Source organism: Ectopseudomonas toyotomiensis, from assembly GCF_900115695.1.
Taxonomy (GTDB): Bacteria; Pseudomonadota; Gammaproteobacteria; order Pseudomonadales; family Pseudomonadaceae; genus Aquipseudomonas; species Aquipseudomonas toyotomiensis.
Genome location: NZ_FOXK01000002.1, coordinates 421,663 through 447,983, shown reverse-complemented (window position 1 = coordinate 447,983; position 26,321 = coordinate 421,663). Strand labels below are relative to the sequence as shown.

At 63.7% G+C, this 26,321-nt stretch carries 22 protein-coding genes and 1 riboswitch; of the genes, 13 read left to right on the top strand and 9 right to left on the bottom strand.

Annotated features, from left to right (window positions below; translation table 11 throughout):
- The first annotated feature begins 147 nt into the window (after nt 1-147).
- Nucleotides 148-1,677, top strand: coding sequence for an AhpA/YtjB family protein (locus BM186_RS05355; RefSeq protein ID WP_074913793.1), 1,530 nt, complete (start codon nt 148-150; stop codon nt 1,675-1,677).
- Nucleotides 1,678-1,690: 13 nt separating this feature from the next.
- Here the strand turns inward: BM186_RS05355 and BM186_RS05350 are convergent, their stop codons facing one another.
- The 4 genes from BM186_RS05350 to BM186_RS05335 all read right to left on the bottom strand — a co-directional run bounded on the left by BM186_RS05350 (nt 1,691) and on the right by BM186_RS05335 (nt 5,121).
- Entirely contained in the window at nt 1,691-2,599 is a 909-nt protein-coding gene (locus BM186_RS05350; RefSeq protein ID WP_072423298.1) for a metal ABC transporter ATPase, read from the bottom strand.
- Between the two features lie 144 nt (nt 2,600-2,743).
- On the bottom strand, nt 2,744-3,553 hold the full coding sequence (locus BM186_RS05345) for an aldo/keto reductase (protein WP_074913792.1): 810 nt from the start codon (nt 3,551-3,553) through the stop codon (nt 2,744-2,746).
- Entirely contained in the window at nt 3,550-4,725 is a 1,176-nt protein-coding gene (locus BM186_RS05340; protein WP_074913791.1) for an NAD(P)/FAD-dependent oxidoreductase, read from the bottom strand. The genes BM186_RS05345 and BM186_RS05340 overlap by 4 nt, the downstream gene beginning before the upstream one ends.
- A 63-nt stretch (nt 4,726-4,788) precedes the next feature.
- On the bottom strand, nt 4,789-5,121 hold the full coding sequence (locus BM186_RS05335) for a DMT family transporter (protein WP_021487855.1): 333 nt from the start codon (nt 5,119-5,121) through the stop codon (nt 4,789-4,791).
- 89 nt (nt 5,122-5,210) lie between these two features.
- On the opposite strand from BM186_RS05335, the gene BM186_RS05330 reads away from it, so the two are divergent.
- Together BM186_RS05330 and waaA are read left to right on the top strand one after the other, a co-directional pair.
- On the top strand, nt 5,211-6,098 hold the full coding sequence (locus BM186_RS05330) for a LysR family transcriptional regulator (RefSeq protein WP_059390332.1): 888 nt from the start codon (nt 5,211-5,213) through the stop codon (nt 6,096-6,098).
- A 43-nt stretch (nt 6,099-6,141) separates the two neighbouring features.
- Entirely contained in the window at nt 6,142-7,407 is a 1,266-nt protein-coding gene (waaA, locus tag BM186_RS05325; protein WP_072423301.1) for a lipid IV(A) 3-deoxy-D-manno-octulosonic acid transferase, read from the top strand.
- Nucleotides 7,408-7,539: 132 nt separating this feature from the next.
- Here waaA and BM186_RS05320 read toward each other — a convergent pair whose 3' ends face one another.
- The gene (locus tag BM186_RS05320; RefSeq protein ID WP_074913790.1) at nt 7,540-8,982 is read right to left on the bottom strand and encodes a TolC family outer membrane protein; all 1,443 of its coding nucleotides are present in this window, start codon (nt 8,980-8,982) and stop codon (nt 7,540-7,542) included.
- Between the two features lie 223 nt (nt 8,983-9,205).
- Nucleotides 9,206-9,312: riboswitch (TPP riboswitch) on the top strand.
- A 95-nt stretch (nt 9,313-9,407) separates the two neighbouring features.
- On the opposite strand from BM186_RS05320, the gene thiC reads away from it, so the two are divergent.
- The 10 genes from thiC (at nt 9,408) to BM186_RS05270 (ending at nt 20,690) form a co-directional block, all read left to right on the top strand.
- Entirely contained in the window at nt 9,408-11,291 is a 1,884-nt protein-coding gene (thiC, locus tag BM186_RS05315) for a phosphomethylpyrimidine synthase ThiC (RefSeq protein WP_074913789.1), read from the top strand.
- 98 nt (nt 11,292-11,389) lie between these two features.
- Nucleotides 11,390-11,989: an NUDIX domain-containing protein gene (locus BM186_RS05310; protein WP_021487850.1), complete on the top strand. Its 600-nt coding sequence runs from the start codon at nt 11,390-11,392 to the stop codon at nt 11,987-11,989.
- A complete protein-coding gene (locus tag BM186_RS05305) occupies nt 11,980-12,432 on the top strand; it encodes a DUF1249 domain-containing protein (protein WP_021487849.1) in 453 nt (150 codons plus the stop codon). Before BM186_RS05310 ends, BM186_RS05305 begins: the two co-directional genes overlap by 10 nt.
- 199 nt (nt 12,433-12,631) lie before the next feature.
- Entirely contained in the window at nt 12,632-13,447 is an 816-nt protein-coding gene (gene cpdA, locus BM186_RS05300) for a 3',5'-cyclic-AMP phosphodiesterase (RefSeq protein ID WP_072423304.1), read from the top strand.
- 61 nt (nt 13,448-13,508) lie between these two features.
- A complete protein-coding gene (locus BM186_RS05295) occupies nt 13,509-14,120 on the top strand; it encodes a YqiA/YcfP family alpha/beta fold hydrolase (RefSeq protein WP_074913788.1) in 612 nt (203 codons plus the stop codon).
- Nucleotides 14,121-14,135: 15 nt separating this feature from the next.
- Nucleotides 14,136-16,034 (top strand): DNA topoisomerase IV subunit B, encoded by a 1,899-nt coding sequence (gene parE, locus BM186_RS05290; protein ID WP_074913787.1) that lies wholly within the window; start codon nt 14,136-14,138, stop codon nt 16,032-16,034.
- Entirely contained in the window at nt 16,034-17,017 is a 984-nt protein-coding gene (locus BM186_RS05285; RefSeq protein WP_074913786.1) for an esterase-like activity of phytase family protein, read from the top strand. The genes parE and BM186_RS05285 overlap by 1 nt, the downstream gene beginning before the upstream one ends.
- Nucleotides 17,018-17,052: 35 nt before the next feature.
- The gene (locus tag BM186_RS05280) at nt 17,053-17,538 is read left to right on the top strand and encodes a retropepsin-like aspartic protease family protein (protein ID WP_394327881.1); all 486 of its coding nucleotides are present in this window, start codon (nt 17,053-17,055) and stop codon (nt 17,536-17,538) included.
- A 7-nt stretch (nt 17,539-17,545) separates the two neighbouring features.
- Complete coding sequence (parC, locus tag BM186_RS05275) at nt 17,546-19,795, top strand: DNA topoisomerase IV subunit A (protein WP_074913785.1); 2,250 nt, start codon at nt 17,546-17,548, stop codon at nt 19,793-19,795.
- A 172-nt stretch (nt 19,796-19,967) separates the two neighbouring features.
- Nucleotides 19,968-20,690: a PqiC family protein gene (locus BM186_RS05270; RefSeq protein ID WP_072423310.1), complete on the top strand. Its 723-nt coding sequence runs from the start codon at nt 19,968-19,970 to the stop codon at nt 20,688-20,690.
- Nucleotides 20,691-20,769: 79 nt separating this feature from the next.
- Here BM186_RS05270 and BM186_RS05265 read toward each other — a convergent pair whose 3' ends face one another.
- From BM186_RS05265 to BM186_RS05250, 4 genes are all read right to left on the bottom strand, one after another.
- A complete protein-coding gene (locus BM186_RS05265) occupies nt 20,770-21,981 on the bottom strand; it encodes an acyl-CoA dehydrogenase family protein (protein WP_074913784.1) in 1,212 nt (403 codons plus the stop codon).
- Between the two features lie 14 nt (nt 21,982-21,995).
- Nucleotides 21,996-23,267 (bottom strand): acyl-CoA dehydrogenase family protein, encoded by a 1,272-nt coding sequence (locus BM186_RS05260; protein WP_074913783.1) that lies wholly within the window; start codon nt 23,265-23,267, stop codon nt 21,996-21,998.
- Nucleotides 23,268-23,421: 154 nt separating this feature from the next.
- A complete protein-coding gene (gene hldE / locus BM186_RS05255; protein WP_074913782.1) occupies nt 23,422-24,843 on the bottom strand; it encodes a bifunctional D-glycero-beta-D-manno-heptose-7-phosphate kinase/D-glycero-beta-D-manno-heptose 1-phosphate adenylyltransferase HldE in 1,422 nt (473 codons plus the stop codon).
- Nucleotides 24,844-24,905: 62 nt separating this feature from the next.
- Nucleotides 24,906-26,321: a PIG-L deacetylase family protein gene (locus BM186_RS05250; protein ID WP_074913781.1), complete on the bottom strand. Its 1,416-nt coding sequence runs from the start codon at nt 26,319-26,321 to the stop codon at nt 24,906-24,908.

Here is a 26,321-nt window from a genome sequence, read left to right as displayed (position 1 = left end):
GGCAGGCAAGCGGCGAATTGACCACTGACCGACGAAAAGGCGCACATTCTACCCAGTTTCCCGCCAATCCGGGCAGCCATGCGCTTTGCCCGCCCCAGGGCGCTCGCTATACTGCGCGGCAACTTCAGTCGACAAGAGCCGTGCTCTGTGAACCGGCCCGCGCCCGTCAAACCCGATAACTTCTTCATCATGATCTTCCACGCGCTGCGTCAGCGGCGGGTGCCTCTGGTGCTGCGCATCGCCAGCCACAGCCTGCTGCTGGTGGCCTTGGCCATGGTCATCTATGCGTGGGTCATGGGCATGCAGTTCAAGCAAGCCATGCAGCAGCAGGCCGATGCACTGGGTCAGGCGCTGATCACCCAGACGGCGGCCTCGGCCACCGAACTGCTGGTGTCCAACGACATCCTCAGCCTCAACGTACTGCTGAACAACCTGGCGAAGAACCCGCTGGTAGCCCATGCGGCCATCTACAGCGTGGACAATCGCATCCTCGCCGAAGCCGGCGCGCGTCCGACGCGCAGTGTGCTGGGCGAGACCGAGGGTCTGTACACCACCCCCATCACCTTCCAGGAGGTGATGGCCGGGCAGTTGCGCATCAGCCTGGACATGAGCCAGTTCCAGCAACCGATGACCATCAGCCTGCAGAGCATGGGCATTCTCAGCCTGATTCTGCTGGCCCTGACACTGTCACTGAGCATGCGCCTCGGCCGGCATATTTCCACCCCACTGCTGCAGATGCGCCTGTGGCTGCGCGACCCGGACGACCCTGCACCGGGCGCCGGACGCAACGACGAGATCGGTGATCTAGCGCGCCAGCTACAGGCGCGCCTGGTACCGGAAAAGCCGGAGCCCGAGCCGGAACTCGATGACGAGCCGCTGCTGGAGGATGACAGCGAGGACTATCTGCATGACGAGGACGACAAGCGCTTCGACGAACCGCAAGAGCCCTGCGCCGAGCATGACTTCGACGAAGCAGACCTGCGTGAAGACGATGACGAGCCGCTCAAGCCCTGGCCTGACACGATAGAGCCGGATGATCCCTTTGCCGACCTGCGTGACGAGTCCGAGGCGCCTGCGCCGGTCGCCAAGGCTCCGCGCCCATCGCAGGCGAGTGCCGTACTGGCCATTCAACTTGGCGCCCAGGAGCAGCTGCGTCGCCTGCCGCGCACGCGCCTGCTGGACCTGCTGGATCGTTATCGGGGTTGCCTGGAACAGGCTGCTGCCCTCTATCAGGGTCAGCTTCATACACTCAAGGACGGCAGCAGCCTGATGCTGTTCCACGAGCGCGAATGCGGCGAGGATCACCTGACCCACGCGATCTGTTGTGGCGAGCTGATGCGCGCCTTGGGCCACGCCCTGCAGATCGAGGTCGCCGACAGCGGCATCACCCTGCAATTGCAGCTGGGCCTGACCCTGGGCAGTGATCTGGAAGAGCTGGGCCAAGCCGACCTGCTGCTCAGCGACAGCGCCCTGGACGCCCTGGCCTTGTCGCAGCACAGCCGCAATCTGCTGCTGGTCGAGCAACGCGTCGCGCAGGATGCTCTGGCCCGCCAGCGCGCCCGCATTCGCCCGATTGCCAGCCCGGAAGGAGCCAGCTGCGTGGAGCGCCTGCTCGATCCTTATCCGGCACTACTGGAGCGGCAACTGACGCGCATGCACGACAGCCGGGCGCACTGAGGCCCGGCGTCACTCAAGCGCTGGCCAATGCGCGCCGCTGCGGCGTCTTTACACCGTAGCGCTGCAGCCAGTCCTTCCAGCGAATCCGTTCGTCCCGCACCAGCCAGCCATCCTGTTCGGCAAAACTCTCCGACAGCCACACCCCTCGGGTACTGGCAGGCAGCAGCTCGCCCTTGCGCAGGGTGAACAGACCTCCACTGGGCACGCCGCGCTGCAATGCCAACAAGTAGATATCCGGCCGACGACGCTCCAGACGCGCCACCAGGCGGCCGTCTTCCAGGCATTCATCGACATGGAACAGGCTCAGCTGACGAGCATCACGCGGCAGCTCCAGGCTCAGGTCGTAGACCAGCTGCAAGGATGCGGTAGGCAGGTGCACGTAGGCGCGCGGGCGCTCTAGCAAGGTCAGGTTGCCACACTGCACGGGCCGCGCAGCGCCGGACAGCGGGCTGAGGCGAAAATGACTCGACTCGCGATAACGCAGCGCGCCCTGATAGGGCGTGGGCAACCAGGTATCGGCAAAACGCCCGCTCAGCCAGCCATCGGCGCTCTCCAGCAGGCACTCCTCGGCGACTTCCTGAATGGCGGTGAGCAGCGGCAGATTCAACTCGTGCGCTGGCACATAGCCGGAAATCAGCTTGAGCACAGTGTCGCCGCGATCCGGCCGCCGCTGGCGCACCAGCAACCAGTAATCACGGCCATGCAGGCGCAGGGTCAGACGCACCGAGACGCCGAGGTTGGCCAGCTCGATAGAAAACCGCGAGCTGTCCGCCACCTCGACCGGGCGGCGGCGTTCGAGCATCTGCTGGAAATTCAGCGGCTGCCCCAGGCTCTGGTAGCTCAGCCCATCCGGGCTGGCTTCGACGAACAGCGGCAGGGTCTTGAAGTTACTCGGGTCCTTGCGGATCAGCGTACGCGGCATCTCGACTCCTTGTTCCGGCTGGGCATGAGACGGCTCGGCAGCCAGCGCTCACGCGAGGGTCAGGTTGAAGCGAAAACCGCTCAAGGCTGCCCCAAGCCGACCACCCAGTACAACCCAAGGCTGTAAGAGGACGTGACCGGGGACTCAGCGGATGCCCTGTAAAACCGCCGCGACAGTCGCGACATTGGCCGCCAGGTGCGCGGGCGTAATGGTGCCGACGATGGCACTGCTGACGCCCGGGTGGCTGAAGATCAGCTCGAAGCTGGCACGCACCGGGTCGACACCCTCGGCCAGGCAGGCATGCCCGCTGGCCAGCGCCTTCTTGATCAGGATGCCCTTGGCGTGACTGGCAGCGTAGTCCAACACCGGCTTCTCGCCCTGCTCACTCAGGTTATAGGTGACCATGGCGCAGTCGCCTTGTTCCAGCGCCAGCAGCCCACCCTCGACGGTCTTGCCGGAAATCCCGTAGGCAAGGATCTTGCCCTCACGCTTGAGCTCGGCCAGCGTCTCGTACACACCTGTCTCGCGCAGCACGGCAAGATCGTTGCCGTCGGAGTGCACCAGCAGCAGATCGATACGGTCAGTCTCCAGGCGCTTGAGGCTGCGCTCGACCGAAAGGCGAGTATGTGCGGGGGAGAAATCGAAGTGCGATCGGCCCTGCTCGAACTCCTCACCGGTTTTGCTGACGATCACCCACTCATCACGCTGGCCACGCAGCAGCGGGCCAAGGCGCTGCTCGCTGATGCCGTAGGCCGGCGCAGTATCGATCAGATTGATGCCCAGCTCGCGGGCCTGCTGCAGCAAGGCCAGGGCCTGCGCATCGTCGGGAATGGTGAAGCCGTTGGGGTACTTGACGCCCTGGTCGCGGCCCAGCTTGACCGTGCCCAGGCCCAGCGGCGAAACCTGAAAACCAGTGGAGCCCAGCGGACGATGCAGATCGTGCAGCGTGCTCATGGCAGCAGCGCCTCCCACACTGGCTGCCCCAGCGCTGGGCGTGGCAGTTCGGGCAGTGGCGCATGACTTGCCGGCTGTACATGCTCACGTAGCAAGGTAGCCAGCACACGATCGGCGAAGTCCGGCGCCAACGCCAGCTTGGTCGGCCAGCCCACCAGCAGACGCTGTTGCTCGGCGAGAAACGCGTTATCAGGGCGCACCAGCCCCGACTGCGCGGGTTCGGCACGATCCACGCGCAACGTGGCCCAGCGTGTCTGGCTCTGGTCGACCCAGGGCAACAACGCTGCCATTTCCTTCTGTGCGGCCTGAATCTGCGCCGCCTCGTCGCGAGCGACGCCATCGGCTTCGGCCAGATCGCCGCCGAGGTACCAGACCCATTGGCCATCGGCCGCCGGATGGGTGGTCACGGTGACCCGAGGTTTCGGCCCGCCACCAAGGCAATGGGCGTACAGCGGCTTCAATGCAGGCCCCTTGGCCAGCACCATATGCAGCGGGCGCAACTGCTGCGCGGGCTGCTCGACGCCCAGTGCGGCGAGCAGCTCGGCATTGCCGGCACCGGCACTGAGCACCACACGCTGCGCACGAATCTCGCGTCCGTCGATGATCAGCCCGCACAGCTCAGCGTTTTCCTGCAGCGGTTCGATACGCTCGGCGGCCAGCAGGCTGTCACCCGCCAGCTCGGCCAGACGCGCGATCAGGCTCGGCACATCGAGCACCAGCTCGGCCAGGCGATAGACCTTGCCCTTGAACTTAGGATGCTGCAGCGCGGGCGGCAATTGCTCGCCCTTGACCTGATCGACCCTCCCCCGTACCGCCTTGCTGGCGAAGAAGCTGGTGAGGTTGCCGGCCAGGGTGCCGGGGGACCACAGGTAATGCGCGTCGGAAAGAATGCGCACACCGGACAGATCCAGCTCGCCGTTACCGGCCAGCGCCTCGCGCCAGCGGCGCGGCATATCGGCGATGGCCTCGGAGGCACCGGTCAGCGCGCCATGCAGGGCGTACTTGGCGCCGCCATGGATGATGCCCTGCGACTTCAGGCTCTGCCCGCCGCCCAGGCTGCCGCGCTCCACCAGAACGGTGGAGAAACCCTGCTGACGCAGGCGCGCGTTGAGCCAGAGGCCGGCGATACCGCCGCCGACGATCAGGACATCGGTGCTGAGAGACTGGGACATGAACGGGCCTCGGCGAAAAACAGGCGCGCAGTATAACCCGTCAGCTCCCTCGCCCGCGGCCCATCAGTGCCCGGTCGACTGCGAGAACAGCTGAATCACCACCACGCCACTGACGATCAGCCCCATGCCGAGCACGGCCGGCAGATCGAGCTTTTGCTGGTAGATGAACATCGCCGCGATGCTGACGAGGACGATGCCCAACCCTGCCCAGATGGCGTAGGCGATACCTACCGGGATGGTGCGTACCACCAGAATCAGCATCCAGAAGGCGATCGCGTAACCGCCGATCACCAGCAACAGCGGCAAGGGCTTGTTGAAGCCGTCGATAGCCTTCATCGAGGTGGTGGCGACCACTTCGGCCGCGATGGCAATGGCGAGATAGAGGTATCCGGGCATGATGGCGACTCCTGAAAGATGGCCACAATTCTAAGTTCTTCCATGATGGGATAAAGTCATTACCTATCTGCTTTTGAGATAGGTCAGCCATGAACTGGAATCTCGATCAACTGCAACTGTTCGTCCGTACCGCCGAGAGCCGCTCCTTTTCTGCTGCAGCTCGGCAAACCGGACGCGCGCAATCGGCGGTCAGCACCGCCATCGCCCTGCTCGAAAGCGATCTTGGCGTCACCCTCTTCGAACGCAGCAGCGGTCGCCAGCCACAGCTGACCGAGGCAGGCGCGGCGCTGCTGGAGCAGGCCCGCAGCGTGTTGCAGCAGTGCGAGCGCCTCGATGGCCGCGCGCTGGGTCTGGCACGAGGCGAGGAGGCGCGCTTGCGTCTGGCGCAGGACGAGGCCATGCCCTACCAGCCGGTACTGGCCAGCCTGGAGGCACTGGCCGACGCCTTCCCCCTGCTCGAAGTGCAGCTTTCCAGCGGCGCCCAGGGCGACGTGGCGCGCAAGCTGCTGCAGCACCAGGCCGATCTTGGCCTGCTGTTTCATCACGAACAGATGCCACGCGCATTGGAAAGCCAGCGCCTGGGCACCATCGAAATGGTCACGGTATGCAGCCCGCACCACCCGTTGGCCGAGCTCGACAGCGTGGAACGTCGCGACCTGGCCGAGCATCGACAGTTGCTGATGACGCCCCAGGACAGCCATTACCCCGGTGGCGAGCAGATCAGCCCGCTGGTGTGGCGCGCCGACAGCTTCTACGTCATGGCCGAGCTGGTGATACGCGGCGTTGGCTGGGCCTGGCTGCCGCGCCATGTGGCGCAGTACCCGACCTATCAGGGTCACCTGCAGGAGCTGCGCAGCGACTGGGCGCCGCTGCCGCTGGTGGTGGAACTGGTCTGCCGTCGCGACGGCGCGCTCGGCCCCGCTGCCAACTGGCTGGCCGACTGCCTGGCGCGCGAACTGCTGCGCCCGCAGGCATGATCGCGCTTCCAGAGGATGACCGGCGGCGATAAGCTGCGCCCCCATGAACAGACTTCTCTACACCCTGCTGCTGCACCTGGCCCTGCCACTGATTGCCCTGCGTCTGGCCCTGCGCGCACGCAAGGCACCGGCTTATGCGCGGCGTATCAATGAACGCTTCTCCCTCAGCCTGCCGGCAATGAAACCAGGCGGCATCTGGGTACATGCGGTATCGGTCGGTGAAAGCATTGCCGCCGCACCGATGATTCGTGCGCTGCAGGCGAACTATCCCGAGTTGCCGATCACCGTGACCTGCATGACGCCGACCGGCTCTGAGCGCATCCAGGCACTGTTCGGTGAAAGCGTGCAGCACTGCTACCTGCCCTACGATCTGCCCTGGGCTGCCGCGCGTTTTCTCAACCGAGTGCAACCGCGTCTAGCCGTGGTGATGGAAACCGAGCTGTGGCCGAACCACATCCATCAGTGCGCCAAGCGCAACGTTCCCGTAGCCCTGGCCAATGCGCGCCTTTCCGAGCGCTCGGCACGCGGCTATGCGCGCTTTGGCAAACTCACCGCACCGATGCTTGGCGAACTGTCGCTGATCGCCGTGCAGACCCAGACCGAGGCGCAGCGTTTTCTCGACCTGGGCGCTCGCCCTGGCTGTGTGGAGGTCACCGGCTCGATCAAGTTCGACCTGAAGATCGATGCCGAGCTGCTGCAGCACGCGGTCGAGTTACGCCGTCAGTGGAAAGCAGAGCAGCGCCCGGTGTGGATTGCCGCCAGCACCCATGCCGGTGAGGACGAGATCATCCTCGCCGCCCATCGCCAACTGCTCGGCAATCACCCCGATGCGCTACTGATCTTGGTGCCGCGTCATCCAGAGCGGTTCAACTCGGTCAATGAACTCTGCCTTAGCCAGGGACTGACGACGCGCCGACGCTCAGCGGGTGAAACCGTGCAAGCCGGCGACCAGGTGCTGCTCGGCGACACCATGGGCGAGTTGCTGTTTCTCTATGCGCTGGCGGATATCGCCTTCGTCGGCGGCAGCCTGGTGGCCAACGGCGGCCATAACCTGCTGGAGCCAGCCGCACTGGGCAAGCCGGTACTGAGCGGCCCGCACCTGTTCAACTTCCTGGAAATCGCCGCGCAATTGCGTGAAGCCGGCGCCCTGAGCGAAGTGGAGAACGCCGTGCAGGTGGCGGACAAGGTTGCGACGCTGCTGAACGAACCGAGCGAGATGCAGCGCATGAGCCAGGCGGGCCTGAGCGTGCTCAAGGCCAACCAAGGCGCGCTGGAGCGCTTGCTGAGTGGGTTACGTCGCCTGATTTAGTTCGGATCAAACAGGGGTAGGGTGCGCCGTGCGCACCGCCAACCCGATCGGTGCGCGCAGCGCACCCTACGTGCCATATCGCCGAAACGAAAAGCCCGACGCAAGTCGGGCTTTTCGTTTGCTGCGAACGGTTCAGAAATCCTGATTGTTCTGCAGGCGGTCTTCGGCGGCAGAGGCCAGATCTGGCGGCAGGAAGTCCTTGTCCGGGTTGTAGTCCGGCTTGAGGAAGCTGCCCAGCGCCTCCAGGTCGGCCGGACTGAGGGTGCCGGCAGCCTGCTTCAGGCGCAGGTTGTTGAGGATGTAGTCGTAGCGCGCGTCGTTGTAGTTGCGCACGGCGCTGTACAGCTGACGCTGGGCGTCGAGCACGTCGACGATGTTGCGGGTACCGACCTGATAGCCGATCTCGGTGGCCTCCAGCGCGCTCTGGTTGGAGATGATCGACTGGCGACGCGCCTGCACGGTTTCCACGTCGGTGTTCACCGCACGGAACAGGTTGCGGGTGTTCTGCACCACCTGGCGACGCAGGCTCTCGCGCAGTTGCTCGGTCTGGCCGAGGCGCTGGTAGGCCTCGCGCACCTGCGAGCTGGTCAGACCGCCGCTGTACAGCGGGATATTCAGCTGCAAGCCGATGGAGCGCTGCGAGACGTCGCCGCTGTAACGCGGCGCACCAAAGGAGCCGGAATTGGTGAACCCCAGGCTGTCGTTATCGCCCTGCTGATAGCTGGCCACGGCATCCAGAGTCGGCGCATGACCGGCCTTACGCTGGCGCAGATTCTCTTCGGCAGCCGCCACAGCGTAAAGGCTGGCCTGCAGGTTGAGGTTCTGTGCCGCGGCGGTGTCGACCCAGGCCTTGGCATCATTCGGCGTCGGCGCCAGCACCGGCAGGGTGTGGACGATCCCCTCGACGGCCAGATAATCGCGGTTGGTCAGGGTCACCAGGGCTTCGAAGGCGTCATCCACTGCACGCTCGGCGAGCAGGCGGTTGGCACGGGCCGTATCGAAACCGGCCTGCGCTTCGAGAACATCGGTCTTGTCGGACAGACCGACATCGAAACGTTCATTGGCCTGGTCCAGCTGACGCTTGAATGCCGCTTCCTCGGCCTTGGTCGAGGCCAGGGTGTCCTGCGCACGCAACACGGCGAAATAGGTTTCGGCGCTCTGCAGAATCAAATTCTGTTCAGTGGCAGACAACTCCAGCGAAGCCTGCTCACTGGTGGCCTCGGCAGCCTGCAACTGGAACCAGCGGTCGGCACGGAACAGCGGCTGACTGAGGTTGGCCTGATAGACCAGGCCACTGCGCGAGAGCGTCACGCTGGGCGAATCAACCTCGGTTCGCGTGTCGCCGTAATTGGCACCGGCGGACAGGTTGGGCAGCAAGCCGGCACGCGCCTGCGGTACGACTTCGCGGCGCGCCTGATAATCGGCGCGCGCGGCGGCGATATCGGCATTGTTCTTCGCCGCTTCCTGATACACGGTGACCAGGTCGGTCTTGCTCGACAGCGGGGCCTCTTCGGCCTGAATCAGGCCCACCGAAGCGGCGGCCACGGCGATTGCCAGGGATAGTCTGCGCAACATGATGGATGTCGATCCTTGAATAGGCGGTAATCGGCAAGGCTACGGGTCGCCACAGTCGGGGGTCAAGCGCGCCATGGACGGCATCAGTCTAGCTGGCGGCAAGCTATGTTGCTCGTCGGGAACAATCCGCCACCAGCAGCGCGAGCAGTCGCTTTCCGACGCACGGGTCGATATTTATTGACCACCGAGTTGGTTTTCTCCCACCAGCTTGTTTAGACTGCCCGAGTTCTTGTCGGGGTGCCCCAAATGCGGGGCTGAGATTGGCAGCTGCCGGATCCCGTTGAACCTGATCAGGTTAAGGCCTGCGTAGGGAACAAGATGTCCTCGCCAGTAGACCGGTGAGTCCTCTCGACACCGCCCACGGTGTATCTCGCGCCCTTCGTCCGCTCAGGTTCCAACTCCGACATCTATCCCGGAGAGCCTTGATGAGCACACAACAACAAAAGAACCTGAGCGAAAGCGCCCAGGTCGACCAACAGTCGGTACAGCCCTTCCCCCGTTCGCAGAAAGTCTACGTACAAGGCACACGAGCGGATATCCGCGTGCCGATGCGCGAGATCAGCCTGGACGTGACACCGACCGACTTCGGTGGCGAGATCAACGCCCCGGTCACCGTCTACGACACTTCCGGCCCCTACACCGACCCGAGCGTCACCATCGACGTGCGCAAGGGCCTGGCCGACGTGCGCAGCGCCTGGATCGAAGACCGCGGTGACACCGAGAAACTGCCGGGCCTGTCCTCCGAGTTCGGCCAGCGCCGCCTCAACGATGCCGAGCTGACCAAGATGCGCTTCGCCCACGTGCGCAACCCGCGCCGGGCCAAGGCCGGGCACAACGTCAGCCAGATGCATTACGCCAAGAAAGGCATCATCACGCCCGAGATGGAATACGTCGCCATCCGCGAAAACATGAAGCTGGCCGAGGCGCGTGAAGCCGGTCTGCTGGGCGAACAGCACGCAGGCCACAGCTTCGGCGCTGCCATCCCGAAAGAGATCACCCCCGAGTTCGTACGCAGCGAAGTCGCTCGCGGCCGCGCCATCATCCCAGCCAACATCAACCACGTGGAGCTGGAGCCGATGATCATCGGCCGCAACTTCCTGGTGAAGATCAACGGCAATATCGGCAACTCGGCGCTCGGCTCCTCGATTGAAGAAGAAGTGGCCAAGCTGACCTGGGGCATCCGCTGGGGTTCGGACACGGTGATGGACCTGTCCACCGGCAAGCACATCCACGAAACCCGCGAGTGGATCATCCGCAACTCGCCGGTGCCGATCGGCACCGTGCCGATCTACCAGGCGCTGGAAAAGGTCGGCGGCATCGCCGAAGACCTGACCTGGGAGTTGTTCCGCGACACCTTGATCGAGCAGGCCGAACAGGGCGTGGACTACTTCACCATCCACGCCGGCGTACTGCTGCGCTATGTGCCAATGACCGCAAAACGCGTCACCGGCATCGTTTCGCGCGGCGGCTCGATCATGGCCAAGTGGTGCCTGGCGCACCACAAGGAAAACTTCCTCTACACCCATTTCGAAGACATCTGCGAAATCATGAAGGCCTACGACGTCAGCTTCTCGCTGGGCGATGGCCTGCGTCCGGGCTCGATTGCCGACGCCAACGACGAAGCGCAGTTCGGTGAACTGGAAACCCTCGGCGAACTGACCAAGATCGCCTGGAAGCACGATGTGCAGTGCATGATCGAAGGCCCTGGCCACGTGCCGATGCAACTGATCAAGGAGAACATGGACAAGCAGCTGGAATGCTGCGACGAGGCACCGTTCTACACCCTCGGCCCGCTGACCACCGACATCGCACCGGGCTATGACCACATCACCAGCGGCATCGGCGCGGCGATGATCGGCTGGTTCGGCTGCGCCATGCTCTGCTACGTCACGCCCAAGGAGCACCTGGGCCTGCCGAACAAGGATGACGTGAAGACCGGCATCATCACCTACAAGATCGCCGCGCATGCTGCTGACCTCGCGAAAGGTCACCCGGGCGCGCAGATTCGCGACAATGCCCTGAGCAAGGCGCGCTTCGAGTTCCGCTGGGAAGACCAGTTCAACCTCGGCCTCGACCCGGACACCGCCCGTGCCTTCCACGACGAGACGCTGCCGAAGGATTCGGCCAAGGTGGCACACTTCTGCTCCATGTGCGGGCCGAAGTTCTGCTCGATGAAGATCACCCAGGAAGTGCGCGAGTACGCCAAGGAGCAGCGTATCGACGCCGTCGATCTGGATGCCGAGCAAGGCATGCAGGCCAAGGCCGAGGAATTCAAGGCGCAAGGCAGCCAACTCTACCAACGCGTGTAGCAGGCAGTCATGGAAGCTTGATCTGGCAGCGCTATGCTCGCTAGTGTGACAGGTAACGGGCCGCAGTTTGGCCCGTTACGACTATCTGGGGAGCTGCCATGGGCAAAGACGACATCGACATCATCGAGCGCGAGAACTGCTTTCGCGGCTTCTACCGCCTCGACCGGATCAAGCTGCGCCATCGCCAGTTCGCCGGCAACATGGGCCCGCAGCTGACCCGCGAGCTGTTCGTGCGTCACGACGCCGTATGCGTGCTGCCTTACGATCCGCAGCGCGACGAAGTGGTGCTGATCGAGCAGTTTCGCGTCGGTGCCATGGACAAGAGCGCAAACCCCTGGCTGCTGGAACTGGTGGCCGGCCTGATCGACAAGGACGAGGAGCCCGAGGAGGTCGCGCGTCGCGAAGCCATCGAGGAAGCCGATCTGCCCCTGACGTCGCTGTGGCCGATCACCCAGTACTACCCTTCGCCTGGAGGCTCGGACGAGCGCGTGCACCTGTTCGTCGGTCGCTGCAGCAGTGAAGGTGCCGGCGGTGTGCATGGTCTGCCCGAAGAAGGCGAGGACATCCGGGTACAGGTGATGCCGCTGGAGGATGCCCTGGCCGCTGTGCGCGACGGGCGTATCGACAACGCCGCCAGCATCATCGCCCTGCAATGGCTGGCGCTGAACCGCGACGAAGTGCGGGGTATGTGGTCGTGAATCTGCTACGCGAGCGCTATCGGGTCGACCTGGTCGAGCTGCAAGCGGCTTGCGAGGCCAACTATGCGCGCCTGATGCGCCTGCTGCCGAACATGCGCGAACACACGGAAAGCCGCCGCGTGGCGCTGAGCCAGGGTGAGCATCTGCTCGGCGTGTTGGCGCTGGACGTGTTGGAAAGTTGCCCCTACACCACCACCCTGTGCGTGCGCCAGGAACACAGCCTGCCCTGGCTGCCGGTGCCGCAGCTGGAAGTGCGGGTCTATCACGATGCGCGTATGGCCGAGGTCGTCAGCGCAGAGAACGCGCGTCGCCTGCATATTCGCTACCCCTACCCCAACGCGGCGATGCATCAACCGGACGAGAAGAGTCAGCTCAACCTGTTCCTCGGCGAATGGCTGAGCCATTGCCTGGCCTGTGGGCACGAACCGCAGCCGGTGATGTAAGGCGGCGATCAAGCTTTTCGCTGCCTTGCCGATAGCGCGGCGTTGTACTGTTTGGATAGCCCGCACTGCCTGACGACTGTCGCGAATCACGGTAAAAAGCGCTTCTGGCGTTTTTTCTGTGACCTGCGTCTGCTTCCCGGGTTTTCCCTTTACTGCGGCAACCACCATAATTCACCCGATTGCGCCCTAGGAGACGGTCTTGCCGAGCCTGCCCACCCAATCCACTGATTCCTCGGTACTGCTGGTGCAGTTGTCCGACAGCCATCTGTTCGCCGAAGCGGACGGCAAGCTGCTGGGCATGGATACTTGCGACAGCCTGCAGCGGGTGATCGAACGGGTCCTGCAGGAGCAGCCGCAGATCGATCTGATTCTGGCTACAGGTGATCTTTCGCAGGATGGCAGCGAAGCGTCGTATCAGCGTTTTCGCCAACTCACCTCAGCCATCAACGCACCAATCCGCTGGCTGGCCGGCAACCATGACGAAATCCCCCCCATGCAGGCCGCCTGCCAGGGCAGCGAGCTGCTGGAGCCGGTAATCGACCTTGGCGCCTGGCGCATCGTCATGCTCGACTCCTCGATCCCCGGCGCGGTGCCCGGTTTTCTTGCCGACAGTCAACTCGAACTGCTCGATCGCGCCCTCAGCGAAGCGCCGCAGCGCCATCACCTGATCTGCCTGCACCACCATCCGGTCTCCATCGGCTGCAAGTGGATGGAACCCATCGGTCTGCGCAACCCCGACGCCCTGTTCGCCGTGCTCGACCGCTACCCGCAGGCGCGCACCGTGCTCTGGGGGCATATCCATCAGGAGTTCGACCAGCAGCGCGGTAATCTGCGCCTGCTCGCCTCGCCTTCGACCTGCGTGCAGTTCGCGCCGGGCAGCGAGGAGTTTCAGGTGGACAGCGAAGCCCCCGGCTATCGCTGGCTGCGCCTGCATGCCGACGGCAAGCTGGATACCGGTGTATCGCGCGTCACCGGCATCCATTTCGAAGTGGACTACAGCGTCAAGGGTTACTGACATACCCCCAATCAGCTTGAAGCTTGCAGCTTGAGGCCCCGGACGAGTAGCCTCCCGCTCCATGACCGCATCCATCCTCTATATACACGGCCTGAACAGCTCGCCAGCCTCGCACAAGGCCAGCCAGTTGAGCCGCGCCATGGCCCACCTGGGTCTGGAAAACCAGTTGCGCGTACCGGCCCTGCATCATCATCCGCGTCAGGCCATCGCCCAGTTGCAGGCGCTGATCAGCGACCTCGGCGCGCCGGTGCTGGTGGGCAGTTCCCTGGGCGGCTATTACGCCACTTACCTGGCCGAACAGCATGGGCTCAAGGCGCTGCTGATCAACCCGGCCGTGCAGCCGCACCTGCGTTTCGACGGCTACCTGGGCCCACAGAAGAACTACTACAGCGACGAGACCTGGGACCTTACCGAAGATCACGTCCAGGCCTTGGCCGAACTCGACGTTGCGCCGCCGAGCGACCCGACGCGTTACCAGATCTGGCTACAGACCGGCGACGAAACCCTCGACTACCGTGACGCCGAGCGTTATTACCGCGCCTGCGCCCTGCGCATCCAGGCCGGGGGCGACCACGGCTTCCAGGGCTTCGCCGAACGCCTGCCGGCACTCTTCGCTTTTGCCGGCATTAACGCCACACTTTGGCGCGATACCGACTTTTCCGCATTCAATTGACGACCAAGAGACCCTATGGCCCAGCAGAACGCCTATAACGCAGACGCCATCGAAGTCCTTTCCGGCCTCGACCCGGTACGCAAGCGCCCGGGCATGTACACCGACACCACGCGCCCCAACCATCTGGCCCAGGAAGTCATCGACAACAGCGTCGACGAAGCCCTGGCCGGGCACGCCAAGTCGATCCAGGTAATCCTCCACGAGGACAATTCGCTGGAAGTGCTCGACGATGGCCGCGGCATGCCGGTGGATATCCATCCGGAAGAAGGCGTGCCGGGCGTCGAGCTCATCCTTACCAAGCTGCATGCCGGCGGCAAGTTCAGCAACAAGAACTACCAGTTCTCCGGTGGTCTGCATGGCGTCGGCATCAGCGTCGTCAATGCCCTGTCGACCCGCGTGGTGGTCACCGTCAAGCGTGACGGCAACGAATACCAGATGAGCTTCGCCGACGGTTTCAAGGCCAGCGAACTGGAAGTCATCGGCAGCGTCGGCAAGCGCAACACCGGCACCAGCGTGCATTTCTGGCCGGATGCAAAATACTTCGACTCCTTCAAGTTCTCCCTCAGCCGCCTCAAGCATGTGCTCAAGGCCAAGGCCGTGCTCTGCCCGGGCCTGAACGTCAGCTTCGAAGACAAGGCCTCGGGCGAGAAGGTCGAGTGGCATTACGAGGACGGCCTGCGCTCCTATCTGGTCGATGCCGTCAGCGAGTTCGAGCGTCTGCCGGCCGAGCCCTTCGTCGGCAGTCTGGCTGGCAACAAGGAAGCCGTGGACTGGGCCCTGCTGTGGCTGCCTGAAGGCGGCGACGCGGTGCAGGAAAGCTACGTCAACCTGATCCCCACCGCGCAGGGCGGCACCCACGTCAACGGCCTGCGCCAGGGTCTGCTCGATGCCATGCGCGAGTTCTGTGAGTTCCGCAACCTGCTGCCGCGTGGCGTGAAACTCGCCCCAGAAGACGTCTGGGAACGCATTGCCTTCGTTCTCTCGATGAAGATGCAGGACGCGCAATTCTCCGGCCAGACCAAGGAGCGCCTGTCCTCGCGCGAAGCCGCCGCCTTCGTCTCCGGCGTGGTCAAGGATGCCTTCAGCCTGTGGCTCAATGCCCATCCGGAAACCGGCCTGGCGCTGGCCGAACTGGCCATCAGCAACGCTGGCCGTCGTCTCAAGGCCGGCAAGAAGGTCGAGCGCAAGAAGATCACTCAAGGCCCGGCTCTGCCCGGCAAGCTGGCCGATTGCGCGGGGCAGAATCCGCTGCGCTGCGAGCTGTTCCTGGTCGAGGGCGACTCGGCCGGCGGTAGTGCCAAGCAGGCGCGCGACAAGGAGTTCCAGGCCATCATGCCGCTGCGCGGCAAGATCCTGAACACCTGGGAAGTGGACGGCAGCGAAGTCCTGGCCTCGCAGGAGGTGCACGATATCGCCGTGGCCATCGGCATCGATCCCGGCTCGAGCGACCTGAGCCAGCTGCGCTACGGCAAGATCTGCATCCTCGCCGACGCCGACTCCGACGGCCTGCACATCGCCACCCTGCTCTGCGCCCTGTTCGTGCGTCACTTCCGCCCACTGGTGGATGCCGGTCACGTCTACGTGGCCATGCCGCCGCTGTACCGCATCGACCTGGGCAAGGAAATCTTCTACGCCCTGGACGACGCCGAGCGCGACGGTATTCTCGACCGCCTGGTAGCCGAGAAACGTCGCGGCAAGCCACAGGTCACCCGCTTCAAGGGCCTCGGCGAGATGAACCCGCCGCAGTTGCGCGAAACCACCATGGACCCCAACACCCGGCGTCTGGTGCAACTGACCCTGGATGATTTCGAAGGTACCCGCGAAGTGATGGACATGCTGCTGGCGAAAAAACGCGCCGGTGATCGCAAGAGCTGGCTGGAAACCAAGGGCAACCTGGCCGAGGTACTGGCCTGATGCGTAATCACCTCCTTGCACTCGGTCTGTTGGCCGGCGTCGCGAACGCCGAGCCAGTGGTGCTGGAAGAGCTCAAGCTGGAGGCCGAATACCCGGTGACGGAAATGCCGGGCGGCAACCTGTCCGGCCTGGCCCTGTGCGGCGAAACGCTGTGGGCAGTTTCCGACCGTGACGACGATCGTCTCTATCAACTGCATCGCGAAGAAGGCCTGCTGCGCGCCGAAGCAGAAACCTTTGTTGCTCCCGAGCCCCCCGAGAGCGCTCTGCCCTGGGGCCTGCGCATGCGCAACTGGGTGGCCGGCCTGGTACGCGGTGGCGCACTGGATTTCGAGGGCCTGGCGTGTGACGCACAAGGCAACCGTTACCTGGTCAGTGAAACCCGCGCCGCCGTGTTGCAGGTGAGCAGCAACGGCAACGCCCAGTGGCTCAACCTGCCCAGCGGGCTGGTGCGCCAGGCGCGCGCAAGCGGCATGCTGCTGCATTTCAACCAAGGCTTCGAAGGCATCGCCATCGATCCGGCCGGTGATCGCCTGTGGCTGGCTGCCGAACAGCGCCGCCGCGGCCTCACTGTACTGCATCGTCGCGGCAGCGGCTGGCGTTGTACCGGCGGCTGCGTGCTGACCAGCGAAAGTGGTGACGAGGCGTCGCCCGAAGCGCTCGGTGGCCATATGACACCACGCGACTTCTCCGGCCTGGCCTATTTCGGTGAAAAGCTCTTTACCCTGGAGCGTCAGGCCCACCGTGTCTGCCGGCGCACCCTGAGCGACGGTGTCGCGGAAATCTGCTGGTCGTTCGCCAGCGAAGCCCTGAGCGAACCACGCCGCTACGCACCGGACTACGGCATGGCCGAAGCGCTGTGGATCGACAAGGAGGGCGCCTGGATCGGCGTCGACAACGGCACCCAGACCCGCGCCGATGGCGAAGAACGCCCCATCGTCTGGCGTTTTGCCGCGCCCAAGGGCGGCTGGAGCCGGCGCCCGTGAGCGAACAGACGCCAGGCCGTCGTGCTGGACGAGTGATGTTGGTGCTCGCCTGGGGCGCCGGCCTGCTGCTGGCCACGCACTTCTTCGGTAACTGGGAAGACCGCCAGCGCAACCCCAACCAGACGCCGCAGTCGGTGCATGGCGATGGTTTCGTCGAGGTGAGCCTGGCCAGCAGTCGTCAGGGTCACTACCTGGTCAATGGCCAGATTGATGGGAATGACGTGACCTTTCTGCTCGACACCGGCGCCACCCAGGTGGCAATACCCAGCGCGGTGGCCGAGCGTCTTGGCCTGCAACGCGGCGCCCCGATCATCATCAGCACTGCCAATGGCCGTGCTACCGGGCATCGCACACGCCTGGACAGCCTGCGTCTGGGCGATATCGAACTACGTGACGTCGCCGCACTGATCGCCCCAGGCATGGACGGCGACGAAGTGCTGCTGGGCATGAGCGCCCTGAAACAACTCGAATTCAGTCAGAAGGGCGGCACCCTGGTGCTGCGCCAATCAACCTTGCAATGAGGCCCGCATGAGCGAATCCCTCGATTTGAGCCTGGAAGGCGTTGAACGCCGGTCACTCGCCGATTTCACCGAGCAGGCTTATCTCAACTACTCCATGTACGTCATCATGGACCGCGCCCTGCCGCACATCGGCGACGGCCTGAAGCCGGTGCAGCGGCGCATCGTCTACGCCATGAGCGAATTGGGCCTGGACGCCGACTCCAAGCACAAGAAATCCGCGCGTACCGTCGGTGACGTGCTTGGCAAGTTCCACCCGCACGGCGACAGCGCCTGCTATGAAGCCATGGTGCTGATGGCGCAGCCGTTCAGCTATCGCTACACCCTGGTCGACGGTCAGGGCAACTGGGGTGCACCGGACGATCCCAAGTCCTTCGCCGCCATGCGCTACACCGAGGCGCGCCTGTCGCGCTACTCCGAGGTGCTGCTCTCCGAACTCGGCCAGGGCACCGTGGACTGGGTACCGAACTTCGACGGCACCATGAACGAGCCGGCGACGCTGCCGGCGCGCCTGCCCAACCTGCTGCTCAACGGCACCACCGGCATCGCCGTGGGCATGGCCACCGACGTGCCGCCGCATAATCTACGTGAGGTAGCCGCGGCCTGCGTACGCCTGCTGGACGAGCCGGGGGCCACGGTCGAGCAGCTGTGCGAGCATATTCAGGGCCCGGACTTCCCCACCGAAGCCGAAGTCATCACGCCCAAGGCCGACCTGCTGAAGGTATACGAGACCGGCCGCGGCTCGGTGCGCATGCGCGCCGTCTATCGCATCGAGGACGGCGACATCGTCGTCACTGCCCTGCCGCACCAGGTGTCCGGGGCCAAGGTACTGGAGCAGATCGCCGCGCAGATGCAGGCCAAGAAGCTGCCGATGGTCGCCGATCTGCGCGACGAGTCCGACCACGAGAACCCGACCCGCATCGTCATCATCCCGCGCTCCAACCGTGTCGATGCCGACGAACTGATGACCCACCTGTTCGCCACCACCGATCTGGAGTCCAGCTACCGAGTCAACACCAACGTCATCGGTCTCGACGGCAAGCCACAGGTCAAGGACCTGCGCACCCTGCTCAGCGAGTGGCTGGTGTACCGCGTCGGCACCGTGCGCCGCCGCCTGCAGTTCCGCCTGGACAAGGTGGAAAAGCGCCTGCACCTGTTGGAAGGCTTGCTGATCGCCTTCCTCAACCTCGACGAGGTGATCCGCATCATCCGCACCGAGGATTCTCCCAAGCCGGTGTTGATGGAGCGTTTCGGCCTGACCGACGTGCAGGCCGACTACATCCTCGACACCCGCCTGCGTCAACTGGCGCGCCTGGAAGAAATGAAGATCCGCGGCGAGCAGGACGAGCTGGCCAAGGAACGCGAAAAACTGCTGGCCCTGCTCGGCAGCGAAGCCAAGCTGAAGAAGCTGGTACGCAAGGAAATCATCGAGGACGCCGAGAAGTACGGCGATGACCGCCGCTCGCCGATCGTCGCCCGCGCCGAGGCCAAGGCCCTCTCGGAAACCGAGCTGATGCCGACCGAGCCGGTCACCGTGGTGCTCTCGGAAAAAGGTTGGGTTCGCTGCGCCAAGGGTCACGACATCGACGCCACCGGCCTGTCGTACAAGGCTGGCGACGGCTTCAAGGCCGCCGCGCCGGGGCGCTCGAACCAGTACGCGGTGTTTATCGACTCCACAGGCAGGAGCTATTCGCTCGCCGCCCACAGCCTGCCGTCGGCTCGCGGCCAGGGCGAACCGCTGACCGGTCGTCTGACGCCACCACCAGGGGCGACCTTCGAATGCGTGATGCTGCCGGAAGACAGCGCCCTGTACGTGATCGCCTCCGACGCTGGTTACGGTTTCGTGGTCAAGGGTGAGGATCTGCAAGCCAAGAACAAGGCGGGCAAGGCGCTGCTGACTCTACCCAACGGCGCCAAGGTGGTCGCACCCAAGCCAGTCAGTAACCTGGACGACGACTGGTTGGCCGCGGTGACTACCGAAGGTCGCCTGCTGCTGTTCAAGGTCACCGATCTGCCACAACTGGGTAAAGGCAAGGGCAACAAGATCATCGGCATTCCCGGCGAGCGCGTAGCCTCGCGTGAGGAATATCTGACCGATCTGGCCGTGCTGCCCAGCGGCGCCAGTTTGGTTTTGCAGGCCGGGAAGCGTACCCTGACACTGAAAGCCGACGACCTCGAACACTACAAGGGCGAGCGCGGCCGCCGCGGTAACAAGCTGCCGCGAGGCTTCCAGCGCGTCGACCAGCTGCTGGTGGAATAGCGTCGGCAACACGCCCCGTTCGTCCGGGATATCCGCGCTACCAGCCAGCAGGCAAGGCTGGAGTCGTAGCGCGGTTTGACGGATGATACGCGCCCCGGGTCATGCACAAATGACCCCACAGCATGATATGGGATCGATATGCAGCTGCCCCAGAAGCGGCTGCCTGGAATTAATGATGACTGTAGTACGCCCTGTGGCTCTGCTTCTGACCACGCTGCTCGTATTGAGTGGTTGCAGTCTGCTGCAGCAGAAGCCGGTTCCTCTTTACCAACTCGATAGCGGCAGCGCCGTGACGCCGACCCAGGACAACGGTGTGACCGTACTGGTCGGCCCGATCAGCGTGGCCGATTACCTGCGCCAGCAAAATCTGCTGCAACGTCAGGCCGATGGCAGCCTGGTGGCCGCGCATGATGCCCGCTGGGCCAGCGGTCTGGCCAACGATATCGACCAGCAGATGCTGCGCCAGTTGGCCTGGCGCCTGGATAGCCAGCGCCTGGTTCTAGCCCCGGCGGCACCAGGCTTCAGTGCCGATGCTCAGGTCATGCTGACCATTACCCGCCTGGATTCCGGCCCGACTCAACCTGCCGTGCTGGAAGCTCAGTGGCGCTTGCTCGACCGCCGCGGACAACTGCGCGACAGCCGGCTGATTCGTTTGGAAGAAGCGCACGGTGGGCCCATGGCCGAACAGGTCAAGGCACAGAGTGTCTTGCTGCAACGTCTGGCGGCTGAACTGGCTGTGGCTATTCAACCCATCGCTGCAGCTGAGCCTACCCCCGAGCCGCCGCGCAAGAAGCCTCCAGTGGCCAAAGCCAAACCGCAGGACCCCGCCGCTGCCGGGCCGAAGATTCCGGTGGCGGAACCGATCAAGATCGATACGGAAGTCTTCCGTTTCTAAGCAAAAGCCCGCTGATGCGGGCTTTTTCTTGTAGGGGGCGCCACGTGCAGCAAGCTCGCGGCGGATTGGATTACCTTGATTACTTGAGCTCGCTGGAACTCTTGCCCAGCAGGCGCCGGGCAACGATCAGCAACTGAATCTGCTGGGTGCCTTCGAAGATATCGAGAATCTTCGAATCGCGCGCCCACTTCTCCAGCAATTCATCCTCACCGTAGCCCAGCGCACCGGCCAACTCCACGCACTTGAGCGTCACCTCGCTGGCCACACGCCCTGCCTTGGCCTTGGCGATGGACGCCTCCTTGGAGTTGGGCAGCTTGTTGTCGGCCATCCATACCGCTTTTAGCGTCAGCAGGCGCGCTGCCTCCCATTCCGCCTCCAGCCGATACAACGTGGCCTCGGCATGGGTAACGCTCAGCAGTGGCTTGGCGTAATCAAAGCGGCAACCGGCCTTGCTCAGCAATTCACGGGTACGCTCCAGCGCCGCGCGCGCCACGCCGACCGCCATGCCGGCGACCAGCGGTCGGGTGTTGTCGAAGGTTTCCATGACCCCGGCAAAGCCCTTCTGCACGTCGATCTCGGCGTTGCCCAAGAGGTTGACCGCCGGCACCCGGCAGTCGCTAAAGCTGATCGAGGCGGTATCCGAGGCCTTGATGCCGAGTTTCTTCTCCAGGCGAGTAACCGCCATGCCTGGCGTGCCCTTCTCCACCACGAAGGATTTGATTGCCGAACGCCCCAGACTCCTGTCCAGGCTGGCCCAAACCACCACGGCATCGGCACGCTCGCCGGAGGTGACGAAGATCTTTTCACCATTGAGGATGTAGTGCTCGCCATCCTTTACCGCCGTGGTGCGAATCGCCGCCGAATCCGAACCACAGCCCGGCTCGGTAATCGCCATGGCCGCCCAGGTCTTGCCGAACCGCGCCAGTTGCTCGTCATTGGCCACCGCGGCAATGGCCGCATTGCCCAGGCCCTGACGCGGCATGGCCAGCAACAGGCCGACGTCGCCCCAGCACAGCTCAATCACGCCGAGCAGCGCAGCCATGTTGCCGCCATTCTTGATGCCTGCCTGCTGCTCGCGTGCTGCCCCACGCTTGCTGGCCGAGCCAGCACCGACGGCATCGGGTGAGCCTTCGTTCATGCCATCGAGCAACGCGGCGAGCAGATCCAGCTCCTTGGGGTAAGCGTGCTCGACCTTGTCATACTTGCGCGAGATCGGCCGGAAGTAGTGTTTGGCCACCAGCTGCGCCTGCTGTTGCAGGCCACGGAATTTCTTCGGGGTTTCCAGATTCATGGTTGCCTGCCTGTTCAGAGATGAAGGCCGCCAGCGAGCACCGCTACGCTGCGCAGGTCGCGATACCAGCGCTCGACCGGGTGCTCCTGGGTAAAACCATGGCCGCCGAGCAGTTGCACCGCGTCGGAGCCGATCTTCATCGCCTTATCCACACAGAGCAGGCGCGCCAGGTACGCCTCACGGCGAAACGGCAGGCCAGACTCTGCACGGGCGCAGGCACGCCAGAGCAGAAGGCGCATGGCGTCCAGCTCGATGGCGATGTCGGCCACCATGAAGGCCACACCCTGGCGATGACTGATCGGCTCGCCGAACGCCTGGCGCTCGTTGCAGTAGGTCGTCACGTAGTCCAGCGCCGCCTGCGCCGTACCGACTGCAAGGGCACAGAATGCCAAGGCCGAATAATCGAGAAAGGCCGGAAAGTCGAAACCATCACCTGCCAGACGGCACTCGCTCGAAACCTTGACGCCTTTCAGCTCAATACGTGTCAACCCACAAGCCTTGAGCCCCATGCCCGGCTCGGCACGGCGACAGACCCCCTCGCTCGCCGCATCGACGATAAATAGCGCCGGGCCATCAACTGCCTGGGCGCTTACGATCAACCGACTGGCATCCAGACCGGCGATGACCAGCGCCTTCTCCCCATCGAGCAGATAGTGCTTGCCGCGCTTGCGCGCCCGCGTCGCGGGTTGACCAGCATCGGTCAATACGCCGGGCTCTGTTACCGCCAACGCGAAGCCTGGCGCACCCTGTTCACTGACGAATGCCGGCAACCAGGCAGCCTGCTGCGCAGCGCTTCCCCAGCGCCGAATGCAATTGGCTGCGGACAGCGGCACCAGCAAGGCGGCGGCCAGAGAAAAGTCGCCCTGCGCCAGGCTCTCGGCGATCAGCGCGTTGCTCAGCACGGTGCGCGCCCCAGCAAGACCACCTTGTGCCTCGGCAACGCCATAGTGGGCCAGGCCCAACTCATGCGCCTGATTGAGCAGTGCCGCAGACACGTGAGCCTCGGCGTCTGCCCTGTGCGCAGCCGGGCGCAGAACCTCCAGCGCGAAGCCCTGGAGCATGTCCACCAGCATCTGCTGCTCTTCGGTCAGTGATAGATCAAACAGGTCATCGGCTGCCGCGCGCGGCTTGTTGCTGGTGCCGCCGGCGGCCAGGCGAAAACTGGCGCGGCTACCGCTGTAGACGAGCTTCTCGAAGGATTTGCGTACCTTGAGGCGGTCTGGCCAGTCGGCCTGGGCCAGCTTGCTCAGTACGCTCAGAGCCTGGCCCTGGGTATCGACGATCATGGCATCTCGCTCCACATGAGAGATGCCATCGATGATGCGCTGCCGACTGGCGCACGCCTATGACCCTCAAGACGCGCCGCGGCGGCAATCGGGTCAAGCCATCGCCAGGGAAACGTACTGGCTGAGCAAGACCTGCGTCTTACTCAGCCTGCAGTCATTTGCTGCGAATCTTCTCGACGATAGCGGTGGTGGAGCTGTTTTCCACCAAGCCAAGCACACGCACTTCGCCGCCATAGGCCTGGACGATATCGGCGCCTACCACCTGATCGATGCCGTAGTCGCCGCCCTTGACCAGCACATCCGGCTGCACCTGCTTGAGCAGGCGCTCGGGGGTGTCTTCGGCAAAGCTCACCACCCAATCCACCGCACCCAGGCCGGCGAGCACCGCCATGCGCCGGTCGACGGCATTGATCGGCCGGCCCGGGCCTTTCAGGCGGCTGACCGAGGCGTCATCGTTGATCGCCACGATCAGACGGTCGCCCTGCGCACGGGCCTGCTCCAGATAGGTCACGTGGCCGGCGTGAAGGATGTCGAAGCAGCCGTTGGTGAAGACGATCTTCTCGCCATGGGCGCGGGCGTCGTCGATGGCGATCAGCAACTGGTCCAGGCTCAGTACGCCCCGCTCGGACCCCTCTTCACGCTGGACCGCGCGACGCAGCTCGGGTGCGCTGATGGCAGCAGTGCCCAGCTTACCGACAACGATGCCGGCAGCCAGATTGGCCAGGGCCACTGCCAGCGGCAACTCTTCGCCCGCAGCAATGGAAGCTGCAAGGGTGGAAATAACCGTATCGCCTGCGCCAGTGACGTCGAACACCTCGCGGGCGCGAGCCGGCAGGTGCAGCGGGGCATGATCCGGACGCAGCAGGGTCATGCCGTGCTCGCCGCGGGTCACCAGCAGGGCCCCGAGCTCCAGTTCGCGCATCAGCGTGGCCCCCTTGCTGACCAGCTCGGCTTCATCGGCGCAACCGCCAACGATGAGTTCGAACTCGTGCAGATTGGGGGTGATCAGGCTGGCGCCACGGTAGATGGAAAAGTCCTTACCCTTGGGATCGGCCAGCACCGGAATGCCTTTCTTGCGCGCGGCCTGGATCAGCGCCTGATGATTCTGCAACGCTCCCTTGCCATAGTCCGACAGCACTAGCACCTTGACTCCATCGAGCAACGCATCGATCTCGCGCGCCAAGGCGACGGTGTCGGTGTTGAACGGCTCCTCGAAGTCCATGCGCAGCAGTTGCTGGTGACGGCTCATCACCCGCAACTTGACGATGGTCGGCTGGCCTTCATGACGCTGGAAATGTGCATCCACGCCCGCGCCACGCAGGCTGTCGCTCAGGCTTTCGGCGGCCTCATCATTACCGGTCACGCCAACCAGCACGGCCCGCGCACCGAGTGCGGCGATATTCAGGGCCACGTTGGCAGCACCACCGGGACGATCCTCGATCTGGTCGACACGCACCACCGGAACCGGCGCCTCCGGAGAAATCCGCGAGGTGCCGCCATGCCAATAGCGATCGAGCATCACGTCGCCCACCACCAGAACGGCGGCTTGGTCATAGCGGGGCATGGTCAGTTTCATGGGAGCTCCAGAGAAAAAATGGAGAAAATAATAACATGGCCACTCAGTCAACCCGAGCATCCCTAGCGGCTAACGCGCACCCAGAATAGCTCGTGACGACGCACTGCCTTGCGGAAGAAATCGTCCTGGCCGACTTCGGGCCAACGCCGCCCAGCCAGCACCCATTGAATTAAGCGACGAAGGCGTTTTTTGAGAGGCAATGGTGTCTGCAAATCATGCTGCATGGCCAACGCCTGCGCCTTGTCCATCCGCACTGAATCTTTCAGAAGCGGGCTCCACAGTCCATCGATCGGCAGACCTGTATGGCAAGGGGGCAACGATATGCCATTGCCAACAGGCCCCATGGGCCAACGATCATTATCGTATAGGTGATTGGCATAGAGCAGACGCACCTCAGGGCTCCATTCACTCAGGGCAACTGCCTCGTCGAGAAGCTTGCTGGCCTGGATATGATCAGGATGAGGATCAAGTTCCGGATGAGGCAGAACCACTACCTCTGGACGAAAAGCGACAAGCAGAGCAGCCAGATCACCAACAAGGTTCCGCCACGATGGCACTCCGTCGACATCGCCAGGCAAAGTAATGGGATTGAAACGGCGCACACTGCGTATATCCGAATCCCCCGACTCCAAAGACGGGAAAGCCTGCTCTGGAGCCGAGGCCATGGGCGTCAGTTGAAGACAGTAGTACCCCAACTGCACGCACCTGCTTGCAGGTACGCCCCCCCACAGCGGAACAGCCAGGCTACTCCAGCTGCGCAGGCGCCCCTTGAGACGGGCCGCCGCGGCCTTGTCGAGGCCCATACGCGCATAGTTATGAGCCTCGATTTCACCTTGAGTGAGCGTCACAATGCAGGCCTCATCACTTCGACTATAGAGACCAAAGGCAGCAAGCTCGGCATCGTCCGCATGCGGCGCAATGACCATCACGCGTCGCATTGCATAGTCAGGGTTTGAAAATGCGTATAATCGTACTTCAGGCGAGAGCCGGCAAAACCGCGTACGCAATCGCAGTTTTCCACTTTGCAGCTCGGGCAACAGACCAGAAATATTGAGGTAACGCCGACCACTCGCGCCCTGCTCGAAATCCTGCCTATCAAGTACTGCCTCAGCACAGATCAGAATATGGGGGTCTAGCCAGCGTCCCAGCCAGGAACTATGGATGAACACTTCAAGAATGAGCGTGTCCATCGAATTCGTAAGATCGACTGCATCCAGAGCTATCCGCCCCTTGCTCAATGTCCCGGTAGCGACTTGGCTCGAAGCAGGAAATGAATACTGATAGTCGTCTCGCGGCGAGTAAAAGAGATGGTCAGAGAACCATGCCTCGTGAGCAATCCAAGCCAACAGTAGAAGTACTGGCAGACTACTCCAGCCAGCAAACCAGTCCAGCGCCACCATAATCGGTAACGCAACAGCCATAGTAATGCGCTTGTTGCGCCGATGACGGCGCAACAGTCCTTGCTTACGTGTTTCCAT

Excerpts from the sequence above, each read along its gene's own strand:
- BM186_RS05345 (WP_074913792.1), bottom strand. The coding sequence starts at position 3,553 with ATGAGCACGCTGCACGATCTGCATCGTCCGCTGGGCTCCACTGGTTTT.
- BM186_RS05350 (WP_072423298.1), bottom strand. The coding sequence starts at position 2,599 with ATGCCGCGTACGCTGATCCGCAAGGACCCGAGTAACTTCAAGACCCTG.
- BM186_RS05330 (WP_059390332.1), top strand. The coding sequence starts at position 5,211 with ATGAACTGGAATCTCGATCAACTGCAACTGTTCGTCCGTACCGCCGAG.
- parC (WP_074913785.1), top strand. The coding sequence starts at position 17,546 with ATGAGCGAATCCCTCGATTTGAGCCTGGAAGGCGTTGAACGCCGGTCA.
- BM186_RS05295 (WP_074913788.1), top strand. The coding sequence starts at position 13,509 with ATGACCGCATCCATCCTCTATATACACGGCCTGAACAGCTCGCCAGCC.
- BM186_RS05320 (WP_074913790.1), bottom strand. The coding sequence starts at position 8,982 with ATGTTGCGCAGACTATCCCTGGCAATCGCCGTGGCCGCCGCTTCGGTG.
- BM186_RS05340 (WP_074913791.1), bottom strand. The coding sequence starts at position 4,725 with ATGTCCCAGTCTCTCAGCACCGATGTCCTGATCGTCGGCGGCGGTATC.
- waaA (WP_072423301.1), top strand. The coding sequence starts at position 6,142 with ATGAACAGACTTCTCTACACCCTGCTGCTGCACCTGGCCCTGCCACTG.
- BM186_RS05270 (WP_072423310.1), top strand. The coding sequence starts at position 19,968 with ATGATGACTGTAGTACGCCCTGTGGCTCTGCTTCTGACCACGCTGCTC.
- hldE (WP_074913782.1), bottom strand. The coding sequence starts at position 24,843 with ATGAAACTGACCATGCCCCGCTATGACCAAGCCGCCGTTCTGGTGGTG.
- BM186_RS05285 (WP_074913786.1), top strand. The coding sequence starts at position 16,034 with ATGCGTAATCACCTCCTTGCACTCGGTCTGTTGGCCGGCGTCGCGAAC.
- BM186_RS05280 (WP_394327881.1), top strand. The coding sequence starts at position 17,053 with ATGTTGGTGCTCGCCTGGGGCGCCGGCCTGCTGCTGGCCACGCACTTC.
- BM186_RS05250 (WP_074913781.1), bottom strand. The coding sequence starts at position 26,321 with ATGGAAACACGTAAGCAAGGACTGTTGCGCCGTCATCGGCGCAACAAG.
- BM186_RS05260 (WP_074913783.1), bottom strand. The coding sequence starts at position 23,267 with ATGATCGTCGATACCCAGGGCCAGGCTCTGAGCGTACTGAGCAAGCTG.
- BM186_RS05310 (WP_021487850.1), top strand. The coding sequence starts at position 11,390 with ATGGGCAAAGACGACATCGACATCATCGAGCGCGAGAACTGCTTTCGC.
- thiC (WP_074913789.1), top strand. The coding sequence starts at position 9,408 with ATGAGCACACAACAACAAAAGAACCTGAGCGAAAGCGCCCAGGTCGAC.
- BM186_RS05335 (WP_021487855.1), bottom strand. The coding sequence starts at position 5,121 with ATGCCCGGATACCTCTATCTCGCCATTGCCATCGCGGCCGAAGTGGTC.
- BM186_RS05265 (WP_074913784.1), bottom strand. The coding sequence starts at position 21,981 with ATGAATCTGGAAACCCCGAAGAAATTCCGTGGCCTGCAACAGCAGGCG.
- parE (WP_074913787.1), top strand. The coding sequence starts at position 14,136 with ATGGCCCAGCAGAACGCCTATAACGCAGACGCCATCGAAGTCCTTTCC.